Origin of the sequence: Proteus sp. G2674, assembly GCF_009915195.1 — a bacterium.
In the GTDB taxonomy this organism is placed as follows: Bacteria; Pseudomonadota; Gammaproteobacteria; order Enterobacterales; family Enterobacteriaceae; genus Proteus; species Proteus mirabilis.
Map to the genome: position 1 here is coordinate 14303 of NZ_JAABLS010000043.1, position 22413 is coordinate 36715.

Annotated in this window: 21 protein-coding genes and 7 tRNA genes; 23 read left to right on the forward strand and 5 right to left on the reverse strand. The window is 40.4% G+C overall.

Annotation, left to right across the window (positions count from 1 at the left end; translation table 11 throughout):
* Nucleotides 1–50: 50 nt before the first annotated feature.
* From GWI58_RS17790 to GWI58_RS17355, 4 genes are read left to right on the forward strand one after another with little or no spacing between them, the layout of a single operon-like run.
* The gene (locus GWI58_RS17790; RefSeq protein ID WP_193389236.1) at nucleotides 51–227 is read left to right on the forward strand and encodes a hypothetical protein; all 177 of its coding nucleotides are present in this window, start codon (nucleotides 51–53) and stop codon (nucleotides 225–227) included.
* Nucleotides 220–540, forward strand: a complete 321-nt coding sequence (locus GWI58_RS17345; protein WP_161769421.1) for a phage protein NinX family protein — start codon at nucleotides 220–222, stop codon at nucleotides 538–540. The genes GWI58_RS17790 and GWI58_RS17345 overlap by 8 nt, the downstream gene beginning before the upstream one ends.
* Nucleotides 537–782 (forward strand): excisionase, encoded by a 246-nt coding sequence (locus GWI58_RS17350; RefSeq protein WP_004246013.1) that lies wholly within the window; start codon nucleotides 537–539, stop codon nucleotides 780–782. The genes GWI58_RS17345 and GWI58_RS17350 overlap by 4 nt, the downstream gene beginning before the upstream one ends.
* Entirely contained in the window at nucleotides 739–1740 is a 1002-nt protein-coding gene (locus GWI58_RS17355; protein ID WP_026164649.1) for a tyrosine-type recombinase/integrase, read from the forward strand. Before GWI58_RS17350 ends, GWI58_RS17355 begins: the two co-directional genes overlap by 44 nt.
* 227 nt (nucleotides 1741–1967) lie before the next feature.
* Here the strand turns inward: GWI58_RS17355 and nagE are convergent, their stop codons facing one another.
* Nucleotides 1968–3971 carry an N-acetylglucosamine-specific PTS transporter subunit IIBC gene (gene nagE, locus GWI58_RS17360; RefSeq protein ID WP_202608574.1) on the reverse strand — a complete coding sequence of 668 codons (2004 nt, stop codon included), beginning with the start codon at nucleotides 3969–3971 and terminating at the stop codon, nucleotides 1968–1970.
* A gap of 386 nt (nucleotides 3972–4357) precedes the next feature.
* On the opposite strand from nagE, the gene nagB reads away from it, so the two are divergent.
* The 13 genes from nagB to fghA all read left to right on the forward strand — a co-directional run bounded on the left by nagB (nucleotide 4358) and on the right by fghA (nucleotide 11384).
* Nucleotides 4358–5164 (forward strand): glucosamine-6-phosphate deaminase, encoded by an 807-nt coding sequence (gene nagB, locus GWI58_RS17365; protein WP_004246018.1) that lies wholly within the window; start codon nucleotides 4358–4360, stop codon nucleotides 5162–5164.
* 122 nt (nucleotides 5165–5286) lie between these two features.
* Complete coding sequence (gene nagA, locus GWI58_RS17370) at nucleotides 5287–6450, forward strand: N-acetylglucosamine-6-phosphate deacetylase (protein WP_020945346.1); 1164 nt, start codon at nucleotides 5287–5289, stop codon at nucleotides 6448–6450.
* A gap of 9 nt (nucleotides 6451–6459) precedes the next feature.
* Nucleotides 6460–7692, forward strand: coding sequence for a DNA-binding transcriptional regulator NagC (gene nagC / locus GWI58_RS17375; RefSeq protein ID WP_110229832.1), 1233 nt, complete (start codon nucleotides 6460–6462; stop codon nucleotides 7690–7692).
* Nucleotides 7693–8106: 414 nt separating this feature from the next.
* A tRNA-Met gene (locus GWI58_RS17380) sits at nucleotides 8107–8183 on the forward strand.
* 8 nt (nucleotides 8184–8191) lie between these two features.
* Nucleotides 8192–8276, forward strand: a tRNA-Leu gene (locus GWI58_RS17385).
* A gap of 25 nt (nucleotides 8277–8301) precedes the next feature.
* Nucleotides 8302–8376 (forward strand) — tRNA-Gln (locus GWI58_RS17390).
* 44 nt (nucleotides 8377–8420) lie between these two features.
* A tRNA-Gln gene (locus GWI58_RS17395) sits at nucleotides 8421–8495 on the forward strand.
* 44 nt (nucleotides 8496–8539) lie between these two features.
* Nucleotides 8540–8616 (forward strand) — tRNA-Met (locus tag GWI58_RS17400).
* A gap of 3 nt (nucleotides 8617–8619) precedes the next feature.
* A tRNA-Gln gene (locus tag GWI58_RS17405) sits at nucleotides 8620–8694 on the forward strand.
* A 51-nt stretch (nucleotides 8695–8745) separates the two neighbouring features.
* Nucleotides 8746–8830 (forward strand) — tRNA-Leu (locus GWI58_RS17410).
* A 262-nt stretch (nucleotides 8831–9092) separates the two neighbouring features.
* Nucleotides 9093–9368, forward strand: coding sequence for a formaldehyde-responsive transcriptional repressor FrmR (frmR, locus tag GWI58_RS17415; RefSeq protein ID WP_004246023.1), 276 nt, complete (start codon nucleotides 9093–9095; stop codon nucleotides 9366–9368).
* A gap of 19 nt (nucleotides 9369–9387) precedes the next feature.
* Nucleotides 9388–10500, forward strand: a complete 1113-nt coding sequence (locus GWI58_RS17420; RefSeq protein WP_012367592.1) for an S-(hydroxymethyl)glutathione dehydrogenase/class III alcohol dehydrogenase — start codon at nucleotides 9388–9390, stop codon at nucleotides 10498–10500.
* Nucleotides 10501–10553: 53 nt separating this feature from the next.
* Entirely contained in the window at nucleotides 10554–11384 is an 831-nt protein-coding gene (fghA, locus tag GWI58_RS17425; RefSeq protein ID WP_161769423.1) for an S-formylglutathione hydrolase, read from the forward strand.
* Nucleotides 11385–11432: 48 nt separating this feature from the next.
* Here the strand turns inward: fghA and ubiF are convergent, their stop codons facing one another.
* Entirely contained in the window at nucleotides 11433–12620 is a 1188-nt protein-coding gene (gene ubiF, locus GWI58_RS17430) for a 3-demethoxyubiquinol 3-hydroxylase (protein ID WP_017827457.1), read from the reverse strand.
* A 212-nt stretch (nucleotides 12621–12832) separates the two neighbouring features.
* Here ubiF and miaB point away from each other — a divergent pair, with 212 nt between their 5' ends.
* The 6 genes from miaB (at nucleotide 12833) to GWI58_RS17460 (ending at nucleotide 19056) form a co-directional block, all read left to right on the forward strand.
* Nucleotides 12833–14263, forward strand: coding sequence for a tRNA (N6-isopentenyl adenosine(37)-C2)-methylthiotransferase MiaB (gene miaB, locus GWI58_RS17435; protein WP_004246028.1), 1431 nt, complete (start codon nucleotides 12833–12835; stop codon nucleotides 14261–14263).
* A 28-nt stretch (nucleotides 14264–14291) separates the two neighbouring features.
* Nucleotides 14292–15353, forward strand: a complete 1062-nt coding sequence (locus tag GWI58_RS17440) for a PhoH family protein (protein ID WP_004246031.1) — start codon at nucleotides 14292–14294, stop codon at nucleotides 15351–15353.
* The gene (gene ybeY / locus GWI58_RS17445) at nucleotides 15346–15813 is read left to right on the forward strand and encodes an rRNA maturation RNase YbeY (RefSeq protein WP_004246032.1); all 468 of its coding nucleotides are present in this window, start codon (nucleotides 15346–15348) and stop codon (nucleotides 15811–15813) included. Before GWI58_RS17440 ends, ybeY begins: the two co-directional genes overlap by 8 nt.
* A 70-nt stretch (nucleotides 15814–15883) precedes the next feature.
* Nucleotides 15884–16765, forward strand: coding sequence for a CNNM family magnesium/cobalt transport protein CorC (gene corC / locus GWI58_RS17450; protein WP_004246033.1), 882 nt, complete (start codon nucleotides 15884–15886; stop codon nucleotides 16763–16765).
* A gap of 7 nt (nucleotides 16766–16772) precedes the next feature.
* Nucleotides 16773–18296 (forward strand): apolipoprotein N-acyltransferase, encoded by a 1524-nt coding sequence (lnt, locus tag GWI58_RS17455; protein ID WP_110229830.1) that lies wholly within the window; start codon nucleotides 16773–16775, stop codon nucleotides 18294–18296.
* 76 nt (nucleotides 18297–18372) lie between these two features.
* On the forward strand, nucleotides 18373–19056 hold the full coding sequence (locus tag GWI58_RS17460) for a hypothetical protein (protein ID WP_110229829.1): 684 nt from the start codon (nucleotides 18373–18375) through the stop codon (nucleotides 19054–19056).
* 8 nt (nucleotides 19057–19064) lie between these two features.
* Here GWI58_RS17460 and GWI58_RS17465 read toward each other — a convergent pair whose 3' ends face one another.
* From GWI58_RS17465 to GWI58_RS17475, 3 genes are read right to left on the reverse strand one after another with little or no spacing between them, the layout of a single operon-like run.
* Nucleotides 19065–19568, reverse strand: a complete 504-nt coding sequence (locus tag GWI58_RS17465; RefSeq protein ID WP_004252236.1) for a protein disulfide oxidoreductase — start codon at nucleotides 19566–19568, stop codon at nucleotides 19065–19067.
* On the reverse strand, nucleotides 19568–20299 hold the full coding sequence (locus GWI58_RS17470; protein ID WP_004247442.1) for a DsbA family protein: 732 nt from the start codon (nucleotides 20297–20299) through the stop codon (nucleotides 19568–19570). The genes GWI58_RS17465 and GWI58_RS17470 overlap by 1 nt, the downstream gene beginning before the upstream one ends.
* Nucleotides 20299–22335: a protein-disulfide reductase DsbD family protein gene (locus GWI58_RS17475; protein WP_161769424.1), complete on the reverse strand. Its 2037-nt coding sequence runs from the start codon at nucleotides 22333–22335 to the stop codon at nucleotides 20299–20301. Before GWI58_RS17475 ends, GWI58_RS17470 begins: the two co-directional genes overlap by 1 nt.
* Nucleotides 22336–22413 lie beyond the last annotated feature (78 nt).

Here is a 22413-nt window from a genome sequence, read left to right on the forward strand (position 1 = left end):
ATATTTAATGTCAGTAAGGAATGTTAAAGTTGTTTGTGGAGAGGTATGGAATGAAAGATAAATATTATGCTAGCTTAGAAAATTACAAAGATTGTATTGAGATTGAACCTACAACAAAAGATTGCTTTGTTTTAAATACTCCATCTTGGAATATAGATGTGTCAAAACAAGAGTTAATTGACATCAGAAATACTATTAATGAAATACTAGGAGATGATAATGAATAAATACACCGAACTCTCTGACTTCGAGATTAATAAAAAGGTCTCTGAATTGATATTCATTAGCGATGAGTACGAAGTGGAATCCAGCCTATTCGGGCATGTAACTGTCAATGATGAAATATACGACCCATGCAATAACCCATCAGACGCAATGCCGATTATTATTGAAAATAAAATAGGGTTATCACCAATGTACCATTCTAATAAATGGACAGCTGACTGCCTTGATTATGACTTCATGTCAGTAAATAAAACCCCATACCGTGGCGCTATGGAAGTTTTTTTAATGATGAAGGATACGGAGAATAATCAATGAAACGAATTACATTATCAGAATGGAATAATAAATATTTCGCCAAACCTAGAAGTCCACGGCAATTATCTCGCTATATAAAGGAAGGTAGGTTATACCCTGCTCCAGAAAAGGTTGGTAGAGAATATGAGTTAGAGCCGTGGACAATTCTAACAAATGACAAAATGGTAAGGGAACCGCAATATTTAATGGAGAAAATTAATGGGCAGAAGCAGAAGTGCAAAGAACAAGGGGCTACCGCCTAACTTGTATTTGCGTAAAGGGATTTACTATTACAGGGATGTAAGAACTAAAAAGGAATTTTCTGTTGGCTCAAACAAATCATTGGCAATAACCGAAGCCATACAAGCCAATTTAGCTATTTATAAACCTAAAGAGCCATTAGTTGACAGAATTAATAATGTTCACTGTGTAACATTGCATGAGTGGCTTGATACTTATAGGGGGAAGGTAAACAGCCGGGGGTTAAAAGAGAAGACGCTCTACGATTACGAATCAAGAATAAAGTTAATCAAATTACACTTTAATGACTGTCCAATTGAGAATGTAACACCAAGAGATGTAGCCACATTTATTTCAGAGTACCCTAAAAAGGCAATGGCAAAATTACTAAGGTCCACTATGCTAGATGCTTTTAATGAAGCCATTGCGGATGGTGTGATAAAGGAAAATCCCGTTTCCGTGACAAAGCCGCCAAAAACAAGCGTTCAGCGCTCAAGGTTATCGCTAGAAGAGTTTAAATACGCCTTGGAGCACACAAATGACAAATATAGGCATATGTTTCTACTAGCGGTCCTTACAGCTCAGCGCATTAGCGATATTATCAATATGAAGTGGGATGATATAAAAAATGATAGGCTGTATGTCACCCAAATAAAAACAGGTTCTAAAGTAGCAATACCACTCTCATTAAGACTTGAGTCTATTGGTTATTCTATTAAAGATGTTTTAAATCTCATGAATAGGAACTCAGATAAAATCTGTGGCAATACCACAGCAAAAACATTAAGAGGTAAGTTTATCGAAGCCCTACCTGAGTATTTGGAAAATAAACCAACATTTCATGAAATTAGAAGTTTATCTGCAAGATTATATGAAGAAGAAAAAAGTGCTGAGTTTGCAAAGAAAATACTTGGCCACAAATCTATGAGAATGACAGATAAATACCTTGATGATAGAGGTAATGGCTACGTTGAATTGTGAGTTAATAGTGAGTGATTGTGAGTATCGATATGTATGACATTGATTTATAATACAAAAAAATGAACACCACTATAATCCAATAAGCAGGTTTCATAAATACCCTAGCGAAAGAGAGCGCAGAGATATTTATCAAGATAGGGATAAAAAAACGGGAAGTAGACAACACTCCCCGTTTTATCGTCTTATTTAACCATCTCTTTATAGAGGATTAAATATCTATATGATATTTATTTTAATACTTTATAGATTATGGTGTTATTTGCCGTCACTTGACCGGATGCAATATCACTCACTTTATCAAAGTCATCGATATTACTGATGATAACCGGACTTATCATTGATTTAGCATTAGTGTTTAAATACTCAAGATCTAGCTCTAAGATAGGCTGACCAACTTTAACCTCTGTACCTTCTTCAACCAGACGTTTAAAGCCTTTTCCTCCTAATGCGACCGTATCAATCCCCATATGGACGATAATCTCAACACCGTTATCCGTTTCAATACAAAATGCGTGGTTAGTATCAAAGATTTTTACTACCGTACCGGCAGCAGGTGCCATCACAATATTTGATGTGGGTTTAATAGCAAGACCATCTCCCACAACACCGCTTGAGAAAGCTTCATCAGGCACATCTTTTAATGCAACCACTTCACCATCAAATGGCGCGACCATTTCAAGAATGACTTTGGCATCATTATTAGTCTGTTTTTCTGATGTTTTTTCTGTCGATACCGCGTTATCTGTATGTCTACCAGCATAAGCGGCAACTGGGCCTTGTGCTAATACATCACGCATGGCACTTGCAACAATTTCAGCCCGTGTCCCCACAATCACTTGAACACTTTGTTTATTTAAGCGAATAACCCCTGAAGCACCTAGGTGTTTTGCGTAAGCATCGTTGACTACACTGGCATCTTTTACATTTAAACGTAAACGAGTAATACAAGCATCAATACCACTTAAGTTATCTGAGCCACCAACCGCAGCGATATATTGACGTGCTTCTTGTTGCACTGCTTCTTTGCTATTAGTGGGTACGGCTTTGATATCTTCATCATAGCCGTCTGCGGTTTCATCACCCGCCACTTCATCTTCACGACCCGGTGTTTTCAGGTTAAATTTAGTAATAGTGAAACGGAAAATACCATAGTAAATGAAGAAGAATGCGATACCTTGCACAATCAACATATACCATTTAACCGCCAGAGGGTTGCGTGAAGATAAGAACATATCCACAAGGCCCGCACTAAAGCCAAAGCCTGAAATCCACTCCATACTTGCGGCAATATAAACAGAAATCGCCATTAAGAATGCGTGAATAACATAAAGCACTGGGGCAACAAACATAAAGGAGAATTCAAGTGGTTCAGTGATCCCCGTAAAGAATGCCGCAAATGCCCCAGCCATCATGATACCGGCAACTTTTGCTTTATGCTCTTTGCGCGCACAATGATAAATAGCCAGTGCGGCGCCTGGTAAACCAAACATCATAACGGGGAAGAAACCTGCTTGATAACGTCCTGTCACACCGACCGTTGCCAAGCCCGCATCAATCGCTTGCTGACCAGCAAGGAAGTTAGGAATATCATTAATACCCGCCACATCAAACCAGAACACAGAGTTCAGCGCATGGTGTAAACCAACAGGAATTAATAGTCGGTTAAAGAAAGCATAAATACCGGCGCCCAAAGCTCCCATATCTTTAATGCTTTCACCAAAGCTCACTAAGCCACCGTAAATTACCGGCCAGATATACATTAGAATAAAGGCGACGATAATCATCAAGAATGACGTGAGGATCGGCACTAAGCGACGACCACTAAAAAATGATAATGCACGAGGTAATTCGACACTGCTAAAACGGTTATACAGCTCAGCTGAAAGTACCCCAACCAGAATACCGACAAACTGGTTGTTTATTTTACCAAAAGCCACAGGCACTTCTGCAAGTGGTAGACCTTTGATCATCGATACCGCAGCAGGTGAACAAAGTGTAGTCACCACTAAAAAGCCGACAAAGCCAGTTAAGGCCGCCGCCCCGTCTTTGTCTTTTGACATACCATAAGCAACACCTATGGCAAACAATACTGACATATTATCGATAATGGCAGCACCAGATTTGATCAGTAAAGCAGCTAGCGCATTATCGTTTCCCCAGCCTACCGGATCAATCCAGTAGCCTATTCCCATCAGAATTGCTGCAGCAGGCAATGTCGCAACGGGCACCATCAATGCCCGTCCTATCTTTTGCAGATAACTTAAAATATTCACACACTCCCCCTTGGATAACCCCTATTTGGGATCTTATTTATACTCATTTATATTTATTGATGAGCTAATTATTTAATTCCATTTTAGTCTAAAAAAATTATTTTGTATCGCAAATTAATTAGTGCTAATTTGTGATTAAAGTCACCTATATAGGATATTTTTTAGCTTAAATGCTGGCTAAGTCAGAAAGCTTATTTTATGATTAAAAATATCTTTTGAAGGATTGATGTCTTCATTGACTAAAAATGAAAAGCAATTCGTGTTATAGATGAGTCGCTGATAATCACCATTAGAAACAATACGGTACTTGATTGTCAGATTTGTCTTTTTTCTATGAGGTTATTATGAGGTTAATCCCCCTATCCACGGCACAGCAAGTGGGAAAATGGTCGGCTAATTATATCGTTGAGAAAATCAACGCATTTGCGCCAAGCGCCGATCGTCCTTTTGTTCTTGGTTTACCTACTGGTGGTACGCCATTAGCAACGTACAAAGCGCTAATTGAACTACATCGTGCAGGTAAAGTAAGTTTCCAGCATGTTGTCACCTTCAATATGGACGAATATGTTGGCATTCCAGCAGATCACCCACAAAGTTATCGTACTTTTATGTATGAGAACTTTTTTAATCATATTGATATTAAAGATGAAAATATCAATTTATTAAACGGTAATGCAACAGATCCACAAGCAGAATGTGCACGTTATGAGGCGAAAATAAAGTCTTATGGCAAAATCAATCTGTTTATGGGAGGTGTTGGTAATGATGGTCATATCGCTTTTAATGAACCCGCCTCATCACTCTCTTCTCGTACACGGATGAAAACACTGACTGAAGATACTCGTCTCGCTAATTCACGATTCTTCGACAACGATATCAATAAAGTGCCTAAATATGCGCTAACTGTCGGTGTAGGGACATTATTAGATGCAGAAGAGTTAATGATTTTAGCGACTGGCATCAATAAGGCTCAAGCAGTACAAGTGGCAACAGAAGGTGCTGTTAATCATCTATGGACTATCTCTTGCGTGCAATTACACCCTAAAGCAATTTTAGTCTGTGATGATCCGGCGACAATGGAACTGCGTGTGAAAACACTGCGTTATTTTCAACAAATTGAAGCGCAAGAGCGCCAGCAATACCAAGATTAAGTTTAGTAAATTAAGTACCTACGATAAGTAGTGGAAAACTAAGCTCTCTTACTTATCAGCCAGAATTTGCTGGCTGATATCGGTTTTTTAGATTGACTTCCCTTATATTAGGAGACAAAGGTATGTTTGCCTTAACAAATGCTGTTATTTATACAGGTTATGACCGTTTAGAAGATCACGCCATTATTATTAACGGGTCACGTATTGAGCAGGTTTGCCCACAGGATCAACTACCAAAAGATATAGCCACTCGTGATATGCAAGGTGCGATTGTCTCCCCCGGTTTTATTGATTTACAAGTCAATGGCTGTGGCGGTGTACAATTTAATGACACCGCGGAAAATGTCACAGTAGAAACGCTAGAGATTATGCAAAAAGCCAATGAACGCTTAGGCTGTACTAGCTATTTACCAACATTAATTACCTGTTCTGATGAATTGATGAAAATAGGCATTGAAGCAACTCGCGCTTATATGCAAAAACACCAAAATAAAGTGTTGGGATTACATTTAGAAGGCCCTTATATCAATATCATTAAAAAAGGGACACATGATCCTCAATTTATTCGTCAACCAAGTGCACAAATGATTGACTATTTGTGTGATAACGCTGATGTCATCGCTAAAATTACACTCGCACCAGAAATGGTCGATGAAAAATATGTTCGTCAATTAATCACAGCAGGTATTGTTGTTTCTGCAGGCCACTCAAATGCCACCTATGAAGAAGCGCGTAAAGGCTTTCGTAACGGTATTTCATTGTCGACTCACCTTTATAATGCAATGCCTTATATTTCAGGTCGTGGCCCGGGTCTTGTAGGGGCAATTTATGATACCCCTGAGGTTTACGCAGGGATCATTGCCGATGGTTTACATGTTTCATGGGCAAATATCCGTAACAGTAAGCGCTTAAAAGGTGAAAAACTGTTATTAGTGACAGATGCGACAGCTCCTGCGGGGCTTGATCCAAATAAAAATGAGATGGATAGCTTCGTTTTTGCTGGAAAAACGATATATTATCGCAATGGGCTGTGTGTAGATGCGGACGGTACATTAAGTGGTTCATCACTCACGATGATTGACGCTATTAAAAATAGTGTACTTCATGTTGGTATTCCATTAGATGAAACGTTGCGTATGGCAACACTTTACCCTGCCCGTGCGATTGGTGCAGATAACGAACTCGGTACAATTGAAGCAGGTAAAATAGCAAATATTGCTTCTTTTGATAAGGACTTCAACCTTTGCACAACATTTGTCAATGGTATTGAAATAACAGATAACTAATGGATGTAAATGCTGATGAGTCACAACAACACTGAAACGCAAATTGGCAATATCGATCTTGTTAAGCAACTTAACAGTGCGATTGTATATCGGCTCATTGATCAACACGGGCCAATTTCTCGTATTCAAATCGCCGAGCAGAGCCAACTCGCCCCTGCCAGTGTCACTAAAATTACTCGTCAGCTTCTTGAACGTGGCTTGATTAAAGAAGTTGATCAACAGGCTTCAACCGGAGGTCGTCGCGCAATATCCATTGTTGTGGAACATCGCCGTTTTAATACCGTCAGCGTCCGATTAGGACGCAATGATGCCACTGTTGCTCTTTATGATCTCAGTGGTAAAGCCTTAGTAGAGCAACACTACCCTTTAGAACAAAGCACCCAACAAGAAGTTGAAACCTTGCTTATTAATGCTATTGATGATTTTATTAAACAAAATCAACGTCGTATTAATGAGCTTATTTCAATTTCAATTATCTTGCCCGGGTTAGTTGATCCTAATAAAGGCATTGTCCACTATATGCCTCATATGAAGGTAAATAACTGGGCATTAGTTGATAGCTTAGAAAAACACTTTGATCTGCCTTGCTATGCGGGCCATGATATTCGGAGTCTCGCCTTAGCAGAAAACTATTTTGGTGCCACCAGAGATTGTGAAGATTCTATCTTGGTTCGTATTCATCGTGGCGCAGGGGCTGGTGTTATTATCAACAACAAAATTTTGCTCAACCAGCGTGGTAATCTTGGTGAAATTGGTCATATCCAAATAGATCCATTAGGAGAGCGTTGCCACTGTGGTAACTTTGGTTGTTTAGAGACCATTGCGTCCAATAGCGCAATAGAAGCTAAAGTCCGCTACCAACTTGAACAAGGCTATCCCAGCCAGCATTTATCTGTAACACAATGCCAAATTCAAGATATATGCGATGCAGCGGTAAAAAACGATCCCCTCGCTGTTGAAACCATTAAACAAGTGGGTCTTCATCTAGGTAAAGCTATCGCCATTGCAATTAACCTATTTAACCCACAAAAAGTAGTTCTGGCAGGAGAAGTGACCGAAGCGGCTGAAATATTACTACCGTCGATCCAAAGTTGCATTAATACCCAAGTATTAAAAGAGTTTAGAGAAGCGCTTCCTGTTGTTATCTCCGAACTTGATCATCGCTCAGCCATTGGGGCATTTGCACTTACCAAGCGAGCAATGCTTAATGGAGAGTTACTACAATATTTATTCGACAAATAATCTTTTTGTTACAATAAAACAGCTTTTTAAATGAAGGCTGTTATTTATCTCAATTAAGATTAATTTTAGGATAAATTTCAACCAGTCATCTTTCTTTAAAAGACAACGTGCAACTAAAATAACTGTGCGTTGTTTTATTATGTCACCACCACACCGCTATATCCCCTTCCCTGTGCTATCAAATTATCACCTATTAGGCTGTTTTTTCTTTTTATTCAGACAATCTGTTATTATTTACTTAGTAAGATTTTTCATCAATAAGGTTGTTTTTTGGATCTTTTTTCGACAAAATGATTAACCAGCGAGCAAACGAACACTTTTCTCGAAAATTAATGCAAAAAGCAGTTGACGGATTTGTCTGTAATACGCATAATGCGCCCCGCAACGCCGACGAAGGTTATGCAAAAAAAAGATGGCTATGTAGCTCAGCTGGTTAGAGCACAACACTCATAATGTTGGGGTCACAGGTTCGAATCCCGTCATAGCCACCATCTTTTTTGCGGGAGTGGCGAAATTGGTAGACGCACCAGATTTAGGTTCTGGCGCCGCAAGGTGTGCGAGTTCAAGTCTCGCCTCCCGCACCATTTTAACCGTCGTCAATTTATCAGGTGGGGTATCGCCAAGCGGTAAGGCACCAGGTTTTGATCCTGGCATACCCTGGTTCGAATCCAGGTACCCCAGCCATTTTCCTGATAGATAATATGCGTGTTGACAATTGAATTAGCGGATGGGGTATCGCCAAGCGGTAAGGCACCAGGTTTTGATCCTGGCATTCCCAGGTTCGAATCCTGGTACCCCAGCCATATTTCTGCTAAATTCAATAAATAGTGAGAAATTATCTCCTATTGGCTATGTAGCTCAGCTGGTTAGAGCACAACACTCATAATGTTGGGGTCACAGGTTCGAATCCCGTCATAGCCACCATTTTGGGGTATCGCCAAGCGGTAAGGCACCAGGTTTTGATCCTGGCATGCCCTGGTTCGAATCCAGGTACCCCAGCCATATTCTGAAAGAGAGACTCGTTAAACGAGTCTTTTTTTCTCAAAGGTTGTTGCGGGAGTGGCGAAATTGGTAGACGCACCAGATTTAGGTTCTGGCGCCGCAAGGTGTGCGAGTTCAAGTCTCGCCTCCCGCACCATTGATTAATAGTGTCAAACACTAAATAAAATCAACAAACAAGACTCGCTATGGCGGGTCTTTTTTGTTTTTAGCCTTAAATATCCCCTCACTCTCACCCTTTATCAACACGCTGACGCCTTGTCTATTTCCTCATTACTCTCATACTTATCATTGTTTGCTCGATAATCTACATAGACTCATCGTAACGTTATTTTTTGATCAAGCTGTACATATATTCATACCAATACTATACTCCCCCATAGTATAATTAAGGATTATATATGCCACACTCACCAGCAGAAAAAAAAGCCGCGTTAACCCGTGTAAGAAAAATCAAAGGGCAAATTTTGGCATTAGAAACCGCCCTTGAAAACGAAAATGAATGCGGTCAAGTTTTACAGCAAATTGCTGCCATTCGGGGTGCTATCAATGGCCTGATGGCGGGCGTACTCGAAAGTCATTTACGTGAAGGTCTAATGGACGCCGTCGCTTCTCCTGAAGATCAAAAAAATTCCGTTGATGATGCAATCTCACTAATACGCACTTACCTGCGCTAATAACAACAAGGATATCATTATGAAATCTCGTGCTGCGGTCGCCTTTGGACCAGGAGAGCCTTTAAAAATTGTTGAAGTTGATGTGATGCCACCTCAAGCAGGTGAGGTATTGATTAAAATTAGTCACACTGGCGTATGCCATACTGATGCCTTTACCCTTTCAGGTGATGATCCTGAGGGTGTTTTCCCTGCCATTTTAGGTCATGAAGGCGCGGGGGTGGTGGTTGAAGTAGGTGAAGGCGTCACCAGTGTCAAACCGGGTGATCACGTGATCCCTCTCTATACAGCAGAATGTGGCGAATGCCTATTTTGTAAATCAGGCAAAACGAATCTCTGTGTAGCAGTAAGAGCAACCCAAGGTAAAGGCTTAATGCCTGATGGCACAACGCGCTTTTCCTATAATGGACAACCTATTTATCACTATATGGGCTGCTCTACCTTTAGTGAGTATACGGTAGTAGCTGAAGTATCACTCGCTAAAATCAATCCACAAGCCAACCATGAAGAAGTCTGCTTACTTGGTTGCGGCGTGACAACAGGTATTGGTGCTGTACATAATACGGCAAAAGTACAACAAGGTGACTCGGTGGCTGTATTTGGTTTAGGTGGCATTGGTCTTGCTGTACTGCAAGGCGCTAGACAAGCCAAAGCAGGCCGTATTTTTGCGATTGATACTAATCCTGAAAAATTTGCATTAGCACGCCAATTTGGTGCCACAGACTGTTTAAATCCCAATGATTATGACAAACCTATTCAAGAAGTACTGGTTGAAATGACTCAGTGGGGCGTTGATCATACTTTTGAGTGTATTGGTAACGTCAATGTGATGAGAGCCGCTCTAGAGAGTGCTCACCGTGGTTGGGGGCAATCTATCATTATTGGTGTTGCGGGGGCAGGACAAGAGATCTCAACACGCCCTTTCCAACTCGTCACAGGTCGTTCATGGAAAGGGACTGCATTTGGCGGAGTAAAAGGTCGTAGCCAACTACCCAATATGGTTGAAGATGCAATGAATGGGAAAATCGAACTCAAACCTTTTGTGACCCACACTTTACCTCTTGAAAAAATAAATGAAGCCTTTGATTTAATGCATGAAGGTAAATCAATTAGAACTGTTATTCATTTCGATTAATCACTCTCAGGCCTATTATCAAATAGGTCTGACTTTGTTGTTAAGGAGTCAAAATGAACAACATTGAACGCCATGCCTGTTTTGGCGGTTGGCAAGAGGTTTATCAACACACCTCTACCACCCTCAATTGTGAGATGAAATTTGCTATCTATCTCCCGCCTATGGAAGATGGGCAAAAATATCCGGTTTTATATTGGTTATCTGGATTAACTTGTAATGAACAAAACTTCATTACTAAAGCTGGAGCACAGCAATATGCTGCGCAACACGGTGTTATTTTAGTGGTCCCTGATACTAGCCCTCGTGGTGAAAATGTGGCTGATGATAGTGCCTATGATTTAGGACAAGGTGCTAGTTTTTATCTGAATGCCACACAAGCACCTTGGAATAGTCATTATAAAATGTATGACTACATTGTTAATGAACTCCCTAAATTGATTGAGACACATTTTCCTGCCAATGAGCGACGTGCTATTAGTGGACATTCAATGGGGGGACATGGTGCATTGATGATTGGTTTGCGTAATTTGTCTCGCTATTGCAGTATTTCAGCGTTTTCCCCCATTGTTGCACCAACCCAAGTCCCTTGGGGACAAAAAGCCTTCAGCGCTTATTTAGGCGACGATATGGCACAATGGCAACAATATGACACGATTGAATTACTGAATAAAACACCACAGACAGTGCCCATACGAGTGGATGTCGGTCTTGATGATCCTTTTTACCAACAGCAACTACAGCCAGAACGTTTAGCACAAGTGTGTGATAAAAAACAGTTTGCGTACTGTTTAAATTTACATCAAGGCTACGACCACAGTTACTATTTTGTCGCGAGTTTTATCGGTGAACATATAGCCTTTCATGCTAAGCACTTAAAGGCTTAAACCTAATGCGATGATCGATGAAGACAATTCAGATCATCGCATTGCTCATCATTTAATCCCTAAAGCATAACGTAGCGCGGCTTCTTTCGCTTTTCCTGCATGCTGCGCAGCTAATAATCCGATATTTCTAGCTAATTTTAAGCCTGGTAATTGATGGCTAAAAGCGTGGTAAAAGAGATCCATTCCTGCTTGCATCAGCATATTATCAGGCATACGACGGCGCTGATATTTTTTTAACAATGCCATTGAATGCCAAGGTTCAAAATGCTGTTTCGCTTGCGCCACTAAATTAAGCAAGCAATCCACATCACGATAACCGAGGTTAACCCCCTGTCCTGCTAATGGATTGATAGTATGTGCCGCATCCCCCACTAAAATCACACCATTATCAACATAACGACTGGCATGCTGACGAGTTAATGGGAAAGAGCCTGCTGCAATAGGTGTCACTTTGCCTAAGCGTTCAGGGAAAGCATGTTCGATTTCTTTTTCTAACTGTGCCATTGACATTGTTTGTAGCTTTCTAATTCTCTGCGGAGAATCATACCAAACTAAGCAAGCCCAATTATCAAACAAAGGCAAATAAGCCCGTGGCCCTGAAGGGTAAAAGCGTTGCCATGTACCCTTTTCTGGTGGCAATTGCGTTTTCACGGTGATTAACATACAGGATTGACGATACTGCCAACCATTACTGCCAATCCCCGCCATTTGACGCACTTGCGAATTAGCCCCATCGGCTCCTACAACTAACTGAGTGGTGATTTCCTGACCATCAGCAAGCGTGACTTGCCATTTATTATCTAAGTATTTCATGTTACTTAGACTATTTGGGCATAATAAAGTGATATTGCTATAACGTTCTGCTTCTTGCCACAATGCCAATTGCAAAATGCGATTTTCAACCATATAACCTAATTCAGGTAAACCAAGACTTTTCGCATCAAAAATAACATGGGCATTATCTTCTTCCCATGTTTCAAGGGTTAGGTATGGCGCACTGCGCATCGCTAAAACATGTTGCCATGCACCTAGCTGTTTTAATAAACTAACGGACGCGCAGCTGATCGCAGAAATACGAATATCAGGATGAGATGAGGCATCAAAAGGTGCTGGAGATTGCCGTTCTACCATTGCAACACGCAACCCTTCTTGCGCCAGCCCAATGGCAACGGCTGCGCCAATCATGCCACCACCGGCAATGACTGCATCAAAATCGTTTTTTACATTTCTCATCATTGTTATGCCATAACTCATTGCTTTAAAAATAATAGGTAAGCGCTATATCAGTTTATTAGAAATAAGCAAAACTGAACGCCAGAAAGAATTAGCGCCGACTGACTCTAGTCACTGACCACACAAATGACTACAATAACCGCCTTATTGGCTTATTACACGCAACGTTTTTCAGTGATTAGCTATTATCTCACTGTAAATACCGGATTTATACAATGTCGACGATAAAAAAACTGTACATTAAAACTTGGGGCTGCCAGATGAATGAGTACGATTCATCTAAAATGGCAGACCTACTCGAAAGCACCCACGGTTATCAGTTAACCGATGTCGCCGAAGATGCGGACATTCTACTGCTAAATACCTGTTCTATCCGTGAGAAAGCACAAGAAAAAGTCTTTCATCAGTTAGGACGTTGGAAAAATTTTAAAGATAATAAACCTGATATTATCATCGGCGTTGGTGGTTGTGTTGCCTCTCAAGAAGGTGAATACATTCGTCAACGTGCGCAGTGTGTCGATATTATCTTCGGACCACAAACCTTACACCGCTTACCAGAAATGATTAATCAGGTAAAAGGCACCAAAAGCCCAGTGGTCGATATCAGTTTCCCTGAAATTGAAAAATTTGACCGTCTACCTGAACCTCGTGCTGAAGGCCCTTCTGCATTTGTTTCTATCATGGAAGGCTGTAATAAATACTGCTCATTTTGTGTAGTGCCTTATACGCGTGGTGAAGAAGTCAGCCGCCCTTGTGATGATATTCTATTTGAAATCGCACAACTGGCCGCTCAAGGGGTACGTGAAGTTAATCTATTAGGTCAAAACGTCAATGCTTATCGTGGTGAAACCTTTGACGGGCAAATCTGTAGCTTTGCAGAATTACTACGCCTAGTGGCAGCGATTGATGGTATTGATCGTATTCGTTTTACTACCAGCCACCCTATTGAGTTTACTGACGATATTATTGCGGTTTATGAAGATACCCCTGAATTGGTTAGCTTCTTACACTTACCAGTACAAAGCGGATCAGATCGTATTTTAACCTTAATGAAGCGTAATCATACAGCTCTTGAATATAAGAGCATTATTCGTAAATTACGCAAAGCACGCCCTGATATTCTGATAAGCTCAGACTTTATCATTGGTTTCCCAGGTGAAACGCAAGATGATTTCGAAAAAACCATGAAATTAATTGCGGATGTAAACTTTGATATGAGCTTTAGCTTTATCTATTCAGCCCGTCCAGGAACCCCTGCGGCTGATTTACCTGATGATGTGAGCGAAGAAGAGAAGAAACAGCGTTTATATCTGTTACAACAGCGCATTAATCAGCAAGCAATGAACTACAGCCGTGCCATGCTTAACAGCGTACAACGTATTCTTGTAGAAGGCCCTTCACGTAAAAATGTGATGGAACTTTCAGGTCGTACCGAAAATAACCGCGTGGTTAACTTCGAAGGTACACCGGATATGATTGGTAAATTCGTTGATGTCGAAATTGTTGACGTTTACGCTAACTCATTGCGTGGTAAAGTGGTCAGAACGGAAGATCAAATGGATTTACGTATCCATGAATCACCAGAATCCGTTATTGCCCGTACTCGTAAAGAAGATGAATTAGGTGTAGGTGTTTACCAACCTTAATTGATCAGACTTAACAAAAGGATACTCAGTGACAGTAATAGCCCATACACAGGTAGCGACCCAAGAGATTTTCTTAGAGCCCGCAGATAATGACCGTTTAATGAGTTTATGTGGCCCATTTGACGACAATATTAAGCAACTTGAACGCCGTTTAGGTATCGAGATCAATCACCGTGATAACCGTTTTAAACTAACGGGTAAATCACTGAATGTGAATGCAGCTGCAGGAATTTTGCGACATCTGTATGTGGAAACCTCACCCATTAAAGGTGTGATACCCGACATCGACCCTGAGCAAATTCACCTTGCCATCAAAGAGAGCCGAGTGCTTGAGCAAAGTGATGAGCATGTGCCTGAATTTGGGAAATCGACCAATATTCGCACTAAACGCGGCGTGATAAAACCACGTACGCCTAACCAAGCGCAATATATTGCCAATATCCAAACTCACGATATTACTTTTGGTATCGGGCCTGCAGGTACAGGGAAAACCTATCTGGCTGTTGCTGCCGCTGTCGATGCCCTTGAGCGTCAAGAAGTACGCCGTATTTTACTGACTCGCCCTGCGGTAGAGGCGGGTGAAAAGCTCGGTTTTTTACCCGGCGATTTAAGCCAAAAAGTCGATCCGTATTTACGACCACTTTATGATGCGTTATTCGAGATGTTAGGTTTTGAAAAAGTTGAGAAACTGATAGAGCGTAATGTGATTGAAGTGGCCCCTTTAGCTTATATGCGAGGTCGTACACTCAATGACGCATTTATTATTCTCGATGAAAGTCAAAACACCACAATCGAACAGATGAAGATGTTTTTAACGCGTATCGGTTTTAACTCTAAAGCGGTCATCACAGGTGATATCACGCAAATCGACCTTCCTCGAGGCCATAAATCCGGATTGCGTCATGCCATAGAAGTGCTATCTAATGTCGATGATTTAAGCTTTAACTTCTTCCATAGTGAAGACGTGGTTCGCCATCCTGTGGTTGCTAAGATTGTTGTCGCATATGAAGCTTGGGAAGTTGAAGATCAAAAACGCCGCCAAGCAATTAAAGCAGAAAAAGAGAGACTGCAGAGAGAAAATCATGAGTGAAGTGATTCTTGATTTACAAGTTGCCACTGAAAATACACAAGGGCTTCCGAGTGAAGCCCAATTTATCACTTGGCTGGAAGCCGTACTACCGCAATTTCAACCTATTAGTGAAGTGACTATCCGTATCGTTGATGAAGCGGAAAGTCATGAGTTAAACCTGACTTATCGTGGAAAAGATAGACCAACTAATGTACTTTCTTTTCCTTTTGAAGCACCGCCTGAAGTGGAATTACCTTTACTGGGTGATTTAATTATCTGTCGTCAGGTCGTTGAAAAAGAAGCCGATGAGCAAAATAAAACTGTTGAAGAGCACTGGGCACACATGGTTATCCATGGTTGTCTGCACCTTTTAGGCTATGATCATATTGAAGATGATGAAGCTGAAGAAATGGAAGGTTTAGAGACAGAAATCTTACAAAAATTAGGTTATGAAGATCCCTATTTGATTGAAAAAGAGTAACAGTTCTCTTTATTTTATGATAAATACTATATCTAATAACCATTCAATGAGGAAAAATAGTTAAAACGCCATGAGCGACGACCAATCTTCGAGTAACGATAACCCTGGTCCTAAAAAGGGGTTTCTCACACTGCTTAATCAGTTATTCCACGGTGAACCTAAAAATCGTGATGATCTGATGGAGCTTATCCGCGATTCTGAACAGAAAGAATTAATCGATCCTGATACCCGTGATATGTTAGAGGGGGTAATGGATATCGCTGAACAGCGTGTACGGGATATTATGATCCCCCGCTCGCAAATCGTCACATTAAAACGCAATCAAACCCTTGATGAGTGCCTTGATGTGATTATTGATTCAGCGCACTCTCGCTTTCCTGTCATCAGTGAAGACAAAGATCATATTGAAGGCTTATTAATGGCAAAAGATTTATTGCCATTTATGCGTACTGGTGCTGAGCCATTTAGTATAGACAAAGTTTTACGTTCTGCTGTCGTTGTACCAGAAAGTAAACGCGTTGACCGCTTACTAAAAGAGTTCCGTTCGCAACGCTATCATATGGCTATTGTCATTGATGAATTTGGTGGTGTTTCTGGTTTGGTCACGATTGAAGATATTCTTGAACTTATCGTCGGCGAAATTGAAGATGAGTATGATGATGAGGATGATATTGATATTCGTCCATTAAGTCGCCATACCTACTCAGTGAGAGCATTAACCCAAATAGAAGATTTTAATGAGGCATTTGGTACTCACTTTAGTGATGAAGAAGTCGATACGATTGGTGGTTTAGTTATGCAAGCCTTCGGTCATCTTCCTGCTAGAGGTGAAACTATTACCATTGATAATTACCAATTTAAAGTTGTTATGGCAGATAGCCGTAAAATTATTCAGGTTTATGTGCACATTCCTGACGATGCGCCTGTACCTGAACTAGGTAATGATGTGTAGGATATTAATGAATAATTTCTCTTTATTAAACCGCCAGTGGGTTCGCACCCTACTGGCGGTTTTTTTCGGTGCCAGTGGCACACTCGCGTTTTCTCCCTTTGATTTCTGGCCTGCAGCGTTAATTTCTTTATCAGGTTTGCTACTGATAATAACGCAACGAACCACACGACAAGGGACATGGCTTGGTTTTGCCTGGGGATTTGGATTATTTGGTAGTGGTGTAAACTGGGTATATGTCAGCATTGCTGATTTTGGGGGAATGCCATTTGCTATCAATATTTTCTTAGTCATATTGTTAGCCTTTTACCTATCGCTTTATACCGCCCTATTTGCCGGATTATTAAACAAGTTCTTTCCTAAACCTACCGTTTGGCGTTTTGTCTTTGCGGCTCCCGCTGTATGGCAACTCACTGAATTTTTAAGAGGCTGGGTGTTATCAGGGTTTCCGTGGTTACAATTTGGTTATAGCCAAATTGATGGCCCATTAAAAGGTATTGCACCTATTTTTGGTGTCACCATGATAACCTTTTTGCTGACCATAATTAGTGGACTTATTGCTGTCGCTATCTATCGTAAATCACTATATAGTGCGGTGATCGGAGCAATATTATTACTCTTACCTATCAGCTTTAAATCTTATCAATGGTATCAACCTTTAACTGATGAAACACAAGAAATTGCCTTAGTTCAAGGTAATATCGCGCAATCATTAAAATGGCAACCCGGTACTTTAGAAAGTACGTTAAACACCTATCTCACCTTAAGTCGCCCTTTTATGGGTAAAGCAAACTTAATTATTTGGCCTGAGTCAGCTATCCCTGATGTTGAAATTCAGCAACAAGGCTTTTTAGCGCAATTGGATAAACAATTAAGAGCACAAGACACGCATCTAATGACAGGAATTATTGATGCACGTCCTACCTTAGAAGGCTATCGTTTTTATAATAGTGTTATTACATTAGGTGAACACTATGCTTACCAATATCCGGCAACAGATCGCTATAACAAACATCATCTTGTGCCTTTTGGTGAGTATGTCCCTTTAGAGTCCTTATTGCGCCCATTAGCGCCATTTTTTAATTTACCTATGTCATCATTAAGCCAAGGTGAATACATACAACCTCAACTGACGGTAAATGATGCTAAAATAACCGCCGCCATCTGTTATGAAATTATTCTTGGAGAACAAGTTCGCGCTAACTTTAAGCCGGATACACGTTTCTTATTAACTATTTCAAATGATGCTTGGTTTGGTAATTCAATTGGTCCATGGCAACATTTTCAAATGGCTAGAATGCGTTCATTAGAGTTAGGACGCCCATTATTACGTTCAACTAATAACGGCATTACCGCCTTTATTGCTGCTAATGGTGATGTTATTGCCCAGCTTCCACAATTTAAAGCCGGTGCATTAGCTGAAAAAATGACGCCCACGACAGGATCAACACCTTATTATAAAATGGGGAGTTATCCAGTGTGGATTTTAGCCGGGGTATTTTTAATTCTTGCTTTTATTAAGCGTCGTTCTTAATGTTAAATAAAGCCCTACTCAATTAATCTTAAAACAGTTAATTAAGTAAGGGCTTTTCTAATAAAAGGACTTTTCAATGATCCATTACCCTGAATATATTCTTGATATTATTTGGCAAAGAGCGAAAAAAATATCTGCCGATAATGAAACGAAAGGATTTCGTGAAGATAAAGAAACTAAATGGATCAAGCGCCAAATGTTTAATCAACAAAATGAATTTGGCTGGGTATTATCAAAACAACCCAGTTCGATTCATCAACTTATTGAAGATGAAACAATTGTGCCTTTACATTGGCAAACAGCGAGAGCCTATGAGCAAAAACAAGAAGCAAGATCTAAACGTCTCAATATGATCCCACTTGACCCACCAGCACTATCGCGACTCATTCAATCACCAACAGATGTTTTACCTTATTGGCAACATGCCCATCAGATTTCCAGCGATAATGAAGAAAAAGGTTTTCGTAAAGATTATTACGGTCGTATTATCCAGAAAAATGCGTTTGGAGATAAACAACATCAATATGGTTGGACATTGGCTCAATTAACACCAGCCAATAAGAATAATCAAATCGTTATTCCTATTAATATTGTACCAATACATATTAATACCTCAAAACGCACTTACAATGAAAAGGAATTAATTGTTCAAGGTAGCCAAGAAGCAAAAATAAAACGCAGACGTAAAAAACTTGTCTATGAGATAATCGATTTTATTGTCAGCTTACCTGGTATTATTTTTTCTTCATTTAAATTCTGATAAACAAGTTAAATTGAAGCCCACCATAACCTAAGTTTTAATCCCCAAGAGGATGTCCAGCCACTTGTAAAGTGCACCATTTCACCTTTATAGAGAATAACAAAAGAAGGTGTAGCACTTATCCCCCAACGTTGAGAAATAGCCCCTCTATCATCATTAATAACCGGAAAAACCAGTTGTTTGGAGTTAATGCCACGTATTATTTTGGCATCATCACCAGAGCGGATAACTACAGACGTAACATTATAACCCTGTTGTGCTAAATCATTTACCGTCGGTGTAGTTAACTTACAAATGCCACACCAACTCGCCCAAAAATAGATCAGTAATGGTTTTTCTTGGCTAAGGGCAATCAATGAGACTGGTTTATCATCAACTGTATAAAGCGTAGATAAATCAGTAAGTTCTGGTGGCGTTGGTTGACGCCACCAGTCCATAGCAAATGAAATAGCCACAAAAATAAGGGCGAGAATAATTAATTCTTTACCCCATTTTCGTAAACGATTTGCCATTATTTTTTCACTTTCGCCAGTTGTTCTTTCACAATAATTTCTAACTGATCATAATCAACAGCACCCGGTAAAATAGTATCACCAATTACCGTCGCTGGCGTACCTTGAATACCCAGTTTACGAGAAAGCTCTAAGTTATTTTGCAACGTTTTTAAGCTGTCATCAGTTAACTTAATTTTGCTAGTATTAGTGCTCTTCATTGCATCTTCAATACTTGCATTATCTAGCATCGTTTTCTTCTGCATCAAACGTTGATGAAGTGCTAAGAATGCTTTTGGATCTTCTTTCCAAACAGAAAGCACCGCCTGAGAGGCTTTAGCAGAGCTTTCGCCTTTAAATGGTAATGGTTTAATGATAACCGCCACATCAGGGTATTGTTCGGTGATCTTTTCTAATAATGGGTCAAAGCGTTTGCAATACGGGCAGTTATAATCGGTGAACGACACTAACACTAACTTAGCATCTTTAGCGCCAATACGTGGACTTGCCGCATCGTTGTATAATGCATCATGTTCAGAGGCCAATGCTTGACGGAACTGTGCTTGTTGCTCATCTGCCTTCTTAGTTTGCAATGCCATGATAGCTTCTTCCAAAATCTCAGGATTACTCACTAAAGTATCACGAACTAATGCACGTACTTCTTTTTCTTGAGCTGCATTCAAGGCAGCGGCTTGAACATTTGCACCAAAAAGTAACGAAGAGATAACCAGTACAGAAAGTGTTTTTTTCATTATTGGGCTCCTTTAGCCTCTGAAAGAATAGTTAACATTAGATCTTTATTTAAAAGAGGCGGTAGGATCTCCCCCTCCTTGTTACATGGTCCATAAATCTGGTTAAACGGCACGGCGACTTGACCGCGCTGTTTTAAAAATTGGGTGATCTGTTCTGACGGTTTCGTCCAATCCCCTCTTAATGCGACAACATCAGGCTCTGAAAGTGCCTTTTGCACATCATCGCGTAATAATACATTGTATTTATTTGCTTTGCAGGTAACACACCAATCTGCGGTAACATCAATAAACACTCGTTTATTTTCAGCTAACGCTTGATGAATAGCCTCTTCTGAGAGTGGTTGCCAATTTACATGATCTTGCCCCGCCAAGGTCTGAGTATCAGGCTGAGCAATAAATAGATAGCTTGTACCACCTAAAATAAGGGTGATCACCATTGAAGCAAATAGCGTTTTTTTGCCGTAATGTTTAGCAATAGCAAAAAGCAAGATCAGGGCGATAACCACAAAAATAGCCGCAACAATGCCAATACCAAAATGGGGGATCAATAAAGTGATCAGCCAAATACAAGATAGCAACATCATAAAGCCTAAAACAACTCTTAGGCGATTCATCCATTTACCGGGTTTTGGCAACACTTTGGCAATTGATGGAAACATAGCAACCATGATCCATGGTAAACTCATTCCAAGACCTAATGCGGTGAAAATTAACCATAACTCACTTAATGGTGCTATCAATGCATAAGCAACCGCAGTCCCCAAGAATGGGGCTGAACACGGTGTGGCAAGCAATGTAGCAAAAGCCCCTTCCCAGAAATGTCGACTATAACCTTGGCCTCCTGCTGTCGCTATTTTGGTATTCATATTACTTGATAAACGTAATTCAAATAGGCCAAATAAATTAGCGGTAAAAATAGCCGTGATCAGCACCATAAAGCCGATAAACCAAGGGCTTTGAAACTGTATGCCCCAACCTATTGCTTCTTGACTGTAGCGTAATACGGTCATAAACAGCGCTAAGGCCCAAAATGACACTAAAATTCCCACAACAGAAACAGAAAACTGTTTACGAATAGCCCCTGTATCACGTTTTTCGATATGAAGAATTGAGCCCAATTTCATCGCCAAAACAGGTAACACACAAGGCATTAAATTAAGAATTAAGCCCCCTAACAGCGCAAAGGATAAAATACTCCATAATCCTACCCCCGAGTCAGCAGTAGGCAGAGATACGCTATCGCCTTGGCCTATAGTGTCATTGACTTGACGTGAATAGCCATCGTCAGTCACAACAAAGGAGAGTGGTTTTCCTGTAATGTCACCCGCAGCGTCTCCCCAATCATCGGTTACATCGACAGTAACAGATAAATGATCACCTTTTGCTGTTAACTGTGGAATGCCATATAGCATTCCTTGTGGTGGATCGAGATAAATATTAGGTTGATACCAATCACCTTGTTCTCGTTGTAATGAGAGGGTTAATTGACTATTTCGATAATCAGATGAAACAGCAGAAATTAATCCACTTGTCACAGGTACTTTGGCCATGGCTTGATTATATTGCCATTCAAAGTCAGCGGGAGCAGGCTCGTTTAAATCCAGATTTAATGAGTAATCAGTTAAAATACAGACATTACTACAGGTTGAAAGTGTTAATACCCCATTTAAGTTATCGCTATCGACAGATTTTAGTTCAATGGGGAAGACGACTTCTTTATCATAACCTTGGGTATGAATACCTGCGACATCAAAAGCGGAAGGTGATGGCCAATGCCATATCATATCAGACACAGATTGCGTCCAATTAATTTCAGGTGCTACGCCACCTTCTCCGGGAGAGCGCCAATATGTTTTCCAGCCCGGCGCTAATTGCACCTCAAGCAATATTTTAACATCGCCTGTCGATGACTTGTCAGCCGTAGCCCTAACCTGAGCATGATCATTGTCTGGCATAGTTAGCCAACCTGTATCGGCGGCTAATGAAGATAATGAAAATAGCATCAACATCAATGCTATTAAAAAAGAACGAACCATAGCAACTCCCTAAAAAATCCTCTAACGCTACACATAAAACAACGCCTCAATATAAGACGTATTATTGAGTTAAAGCGC

Coding starts and splice junctions, on each gene's coding strand:
- GWI58_RS17790 (WP_193389236.1), top strand. CDS start 51: ATGAAAGATAAATATTATGCTAGCTTAGAAAATTACAAAGATTGTATT.
- GWI58_RS17345 (WP_161769421.1), top strand. CDS start 220: ATGAATAAATACACCGAACTCTCTGACTTCGAGATTAATAAAAAGGTC.
- GWI58_RS17350 (WP_004246013.1), top strand. CDS start 537: ATGAAACGAATTACATTATCAGAATGGAATAATAAATATTTCGCCAAA.
- GWI58_RS17355 (WP_026164649.1), top strand. CDS start 739: ATGGGCAGAAGCAGAAGTGCAAAGAACAAGGGGCTACCGCCTAACTTG.
- nagE (WP_202608574.1), bottom strand. CDS start 3,971: ATGGTGCCCGTTGCGACATTGCCTGCTGCAGCAATTCTGATGGGAATA.
- nagB (WP_004246018.1), top strand. CDS start 4,358: ATGAGGTTAATCCCCCTATCCACGGCACAGCAAGTGGGAAAATGGTCG.
- nagA (WP_020945346.1), top strand. CDS start 5,287: ATGTTTGCCTTAACAAATGCTGTTATTTATACAGGTTATGACCGTTTA.
- nagC (WP_110229832.1), top strand. CDS start 6,460: ATGCTGATGAGTCACAACAACACTGAAACGCAAATTGGCAATATCGAT.
- frmR (WP_004246023.1), top strand. CDS start 9,093: ATGCCACACTCACCAGCAGAAAAAAAAGCCGCGTTAACCCGTGTAAGA.
- GWI58_RS17420 (WP_012367592.1), top strand. CDS start 9,388: ATGAAATCTCGTGCTGCGGTCGCCTTTGGACCAGGAGAGCCTTTAAAA.
- fghA (WP_161769423.1), top strand. CDS start 10,554: ATGAACAACATTGAACGCCATGCCTGTTTTGGCGGTTGGCAAGAGGTT.
- ubiF (WP_017827457.1), bottom strand. CDS start 12,620: ATGATGAGAAATGTAAAAAACGATTTTGATGCAGTCATTGCCGGTGGT.
- miaB (WP_004246028.1), top strand. CDS start 12,833: ATGTCGACGATAAAAAAACTGTACATTAAAACTTGGGGCTGCCAGATG.
- ybeY (WP_004246032.1), top strand. CDS start 15,346: ATGAGTGAAGTGATTCTTGATTTACAAGTTGCCACTGAAAATACACAA.
- corC (WP_004246033.1), top strand. CDS start 15,884: ATGAGCGACGACCAATCTTCGAGTAACGATAACCCTGGTCCTAAAAAG.
- lnt (WP_110229830.1), top strand. CDS start 16,773: ATGAATAATTTCTCTTTATTAAACCGCCAGTGGGTTCGCACCCTACTG.
- GWI58_RS17460 (WP_110229829.1), top strand. CDS start 18,373: ATGATCCATTACCCTGAATATATTCTTGATATTATTTGGCAAAGAGCG.
- GWI58_RS17465 (WP_004252236.1), bottom strand. CDS start 19,568: ATGGCAAATCGTTTACGAAAATGGGGTAAAGAATTAATTATTCTCGCC.
- GWI58_RS17470 (WP_004247442.1), bottom strand. CDS start 20,299: ATGAAAAAAACACTTTCTGTACTGGTTATCTCTTCGTTACTTTTTGGT.
- GWI58_RS17475 (WP_161769424.1), bottom strand. CDS start 22,335: ATGGTTCGTTCTTTTTTAATAGCATTGATGTTGATGCTATTTTCATTA.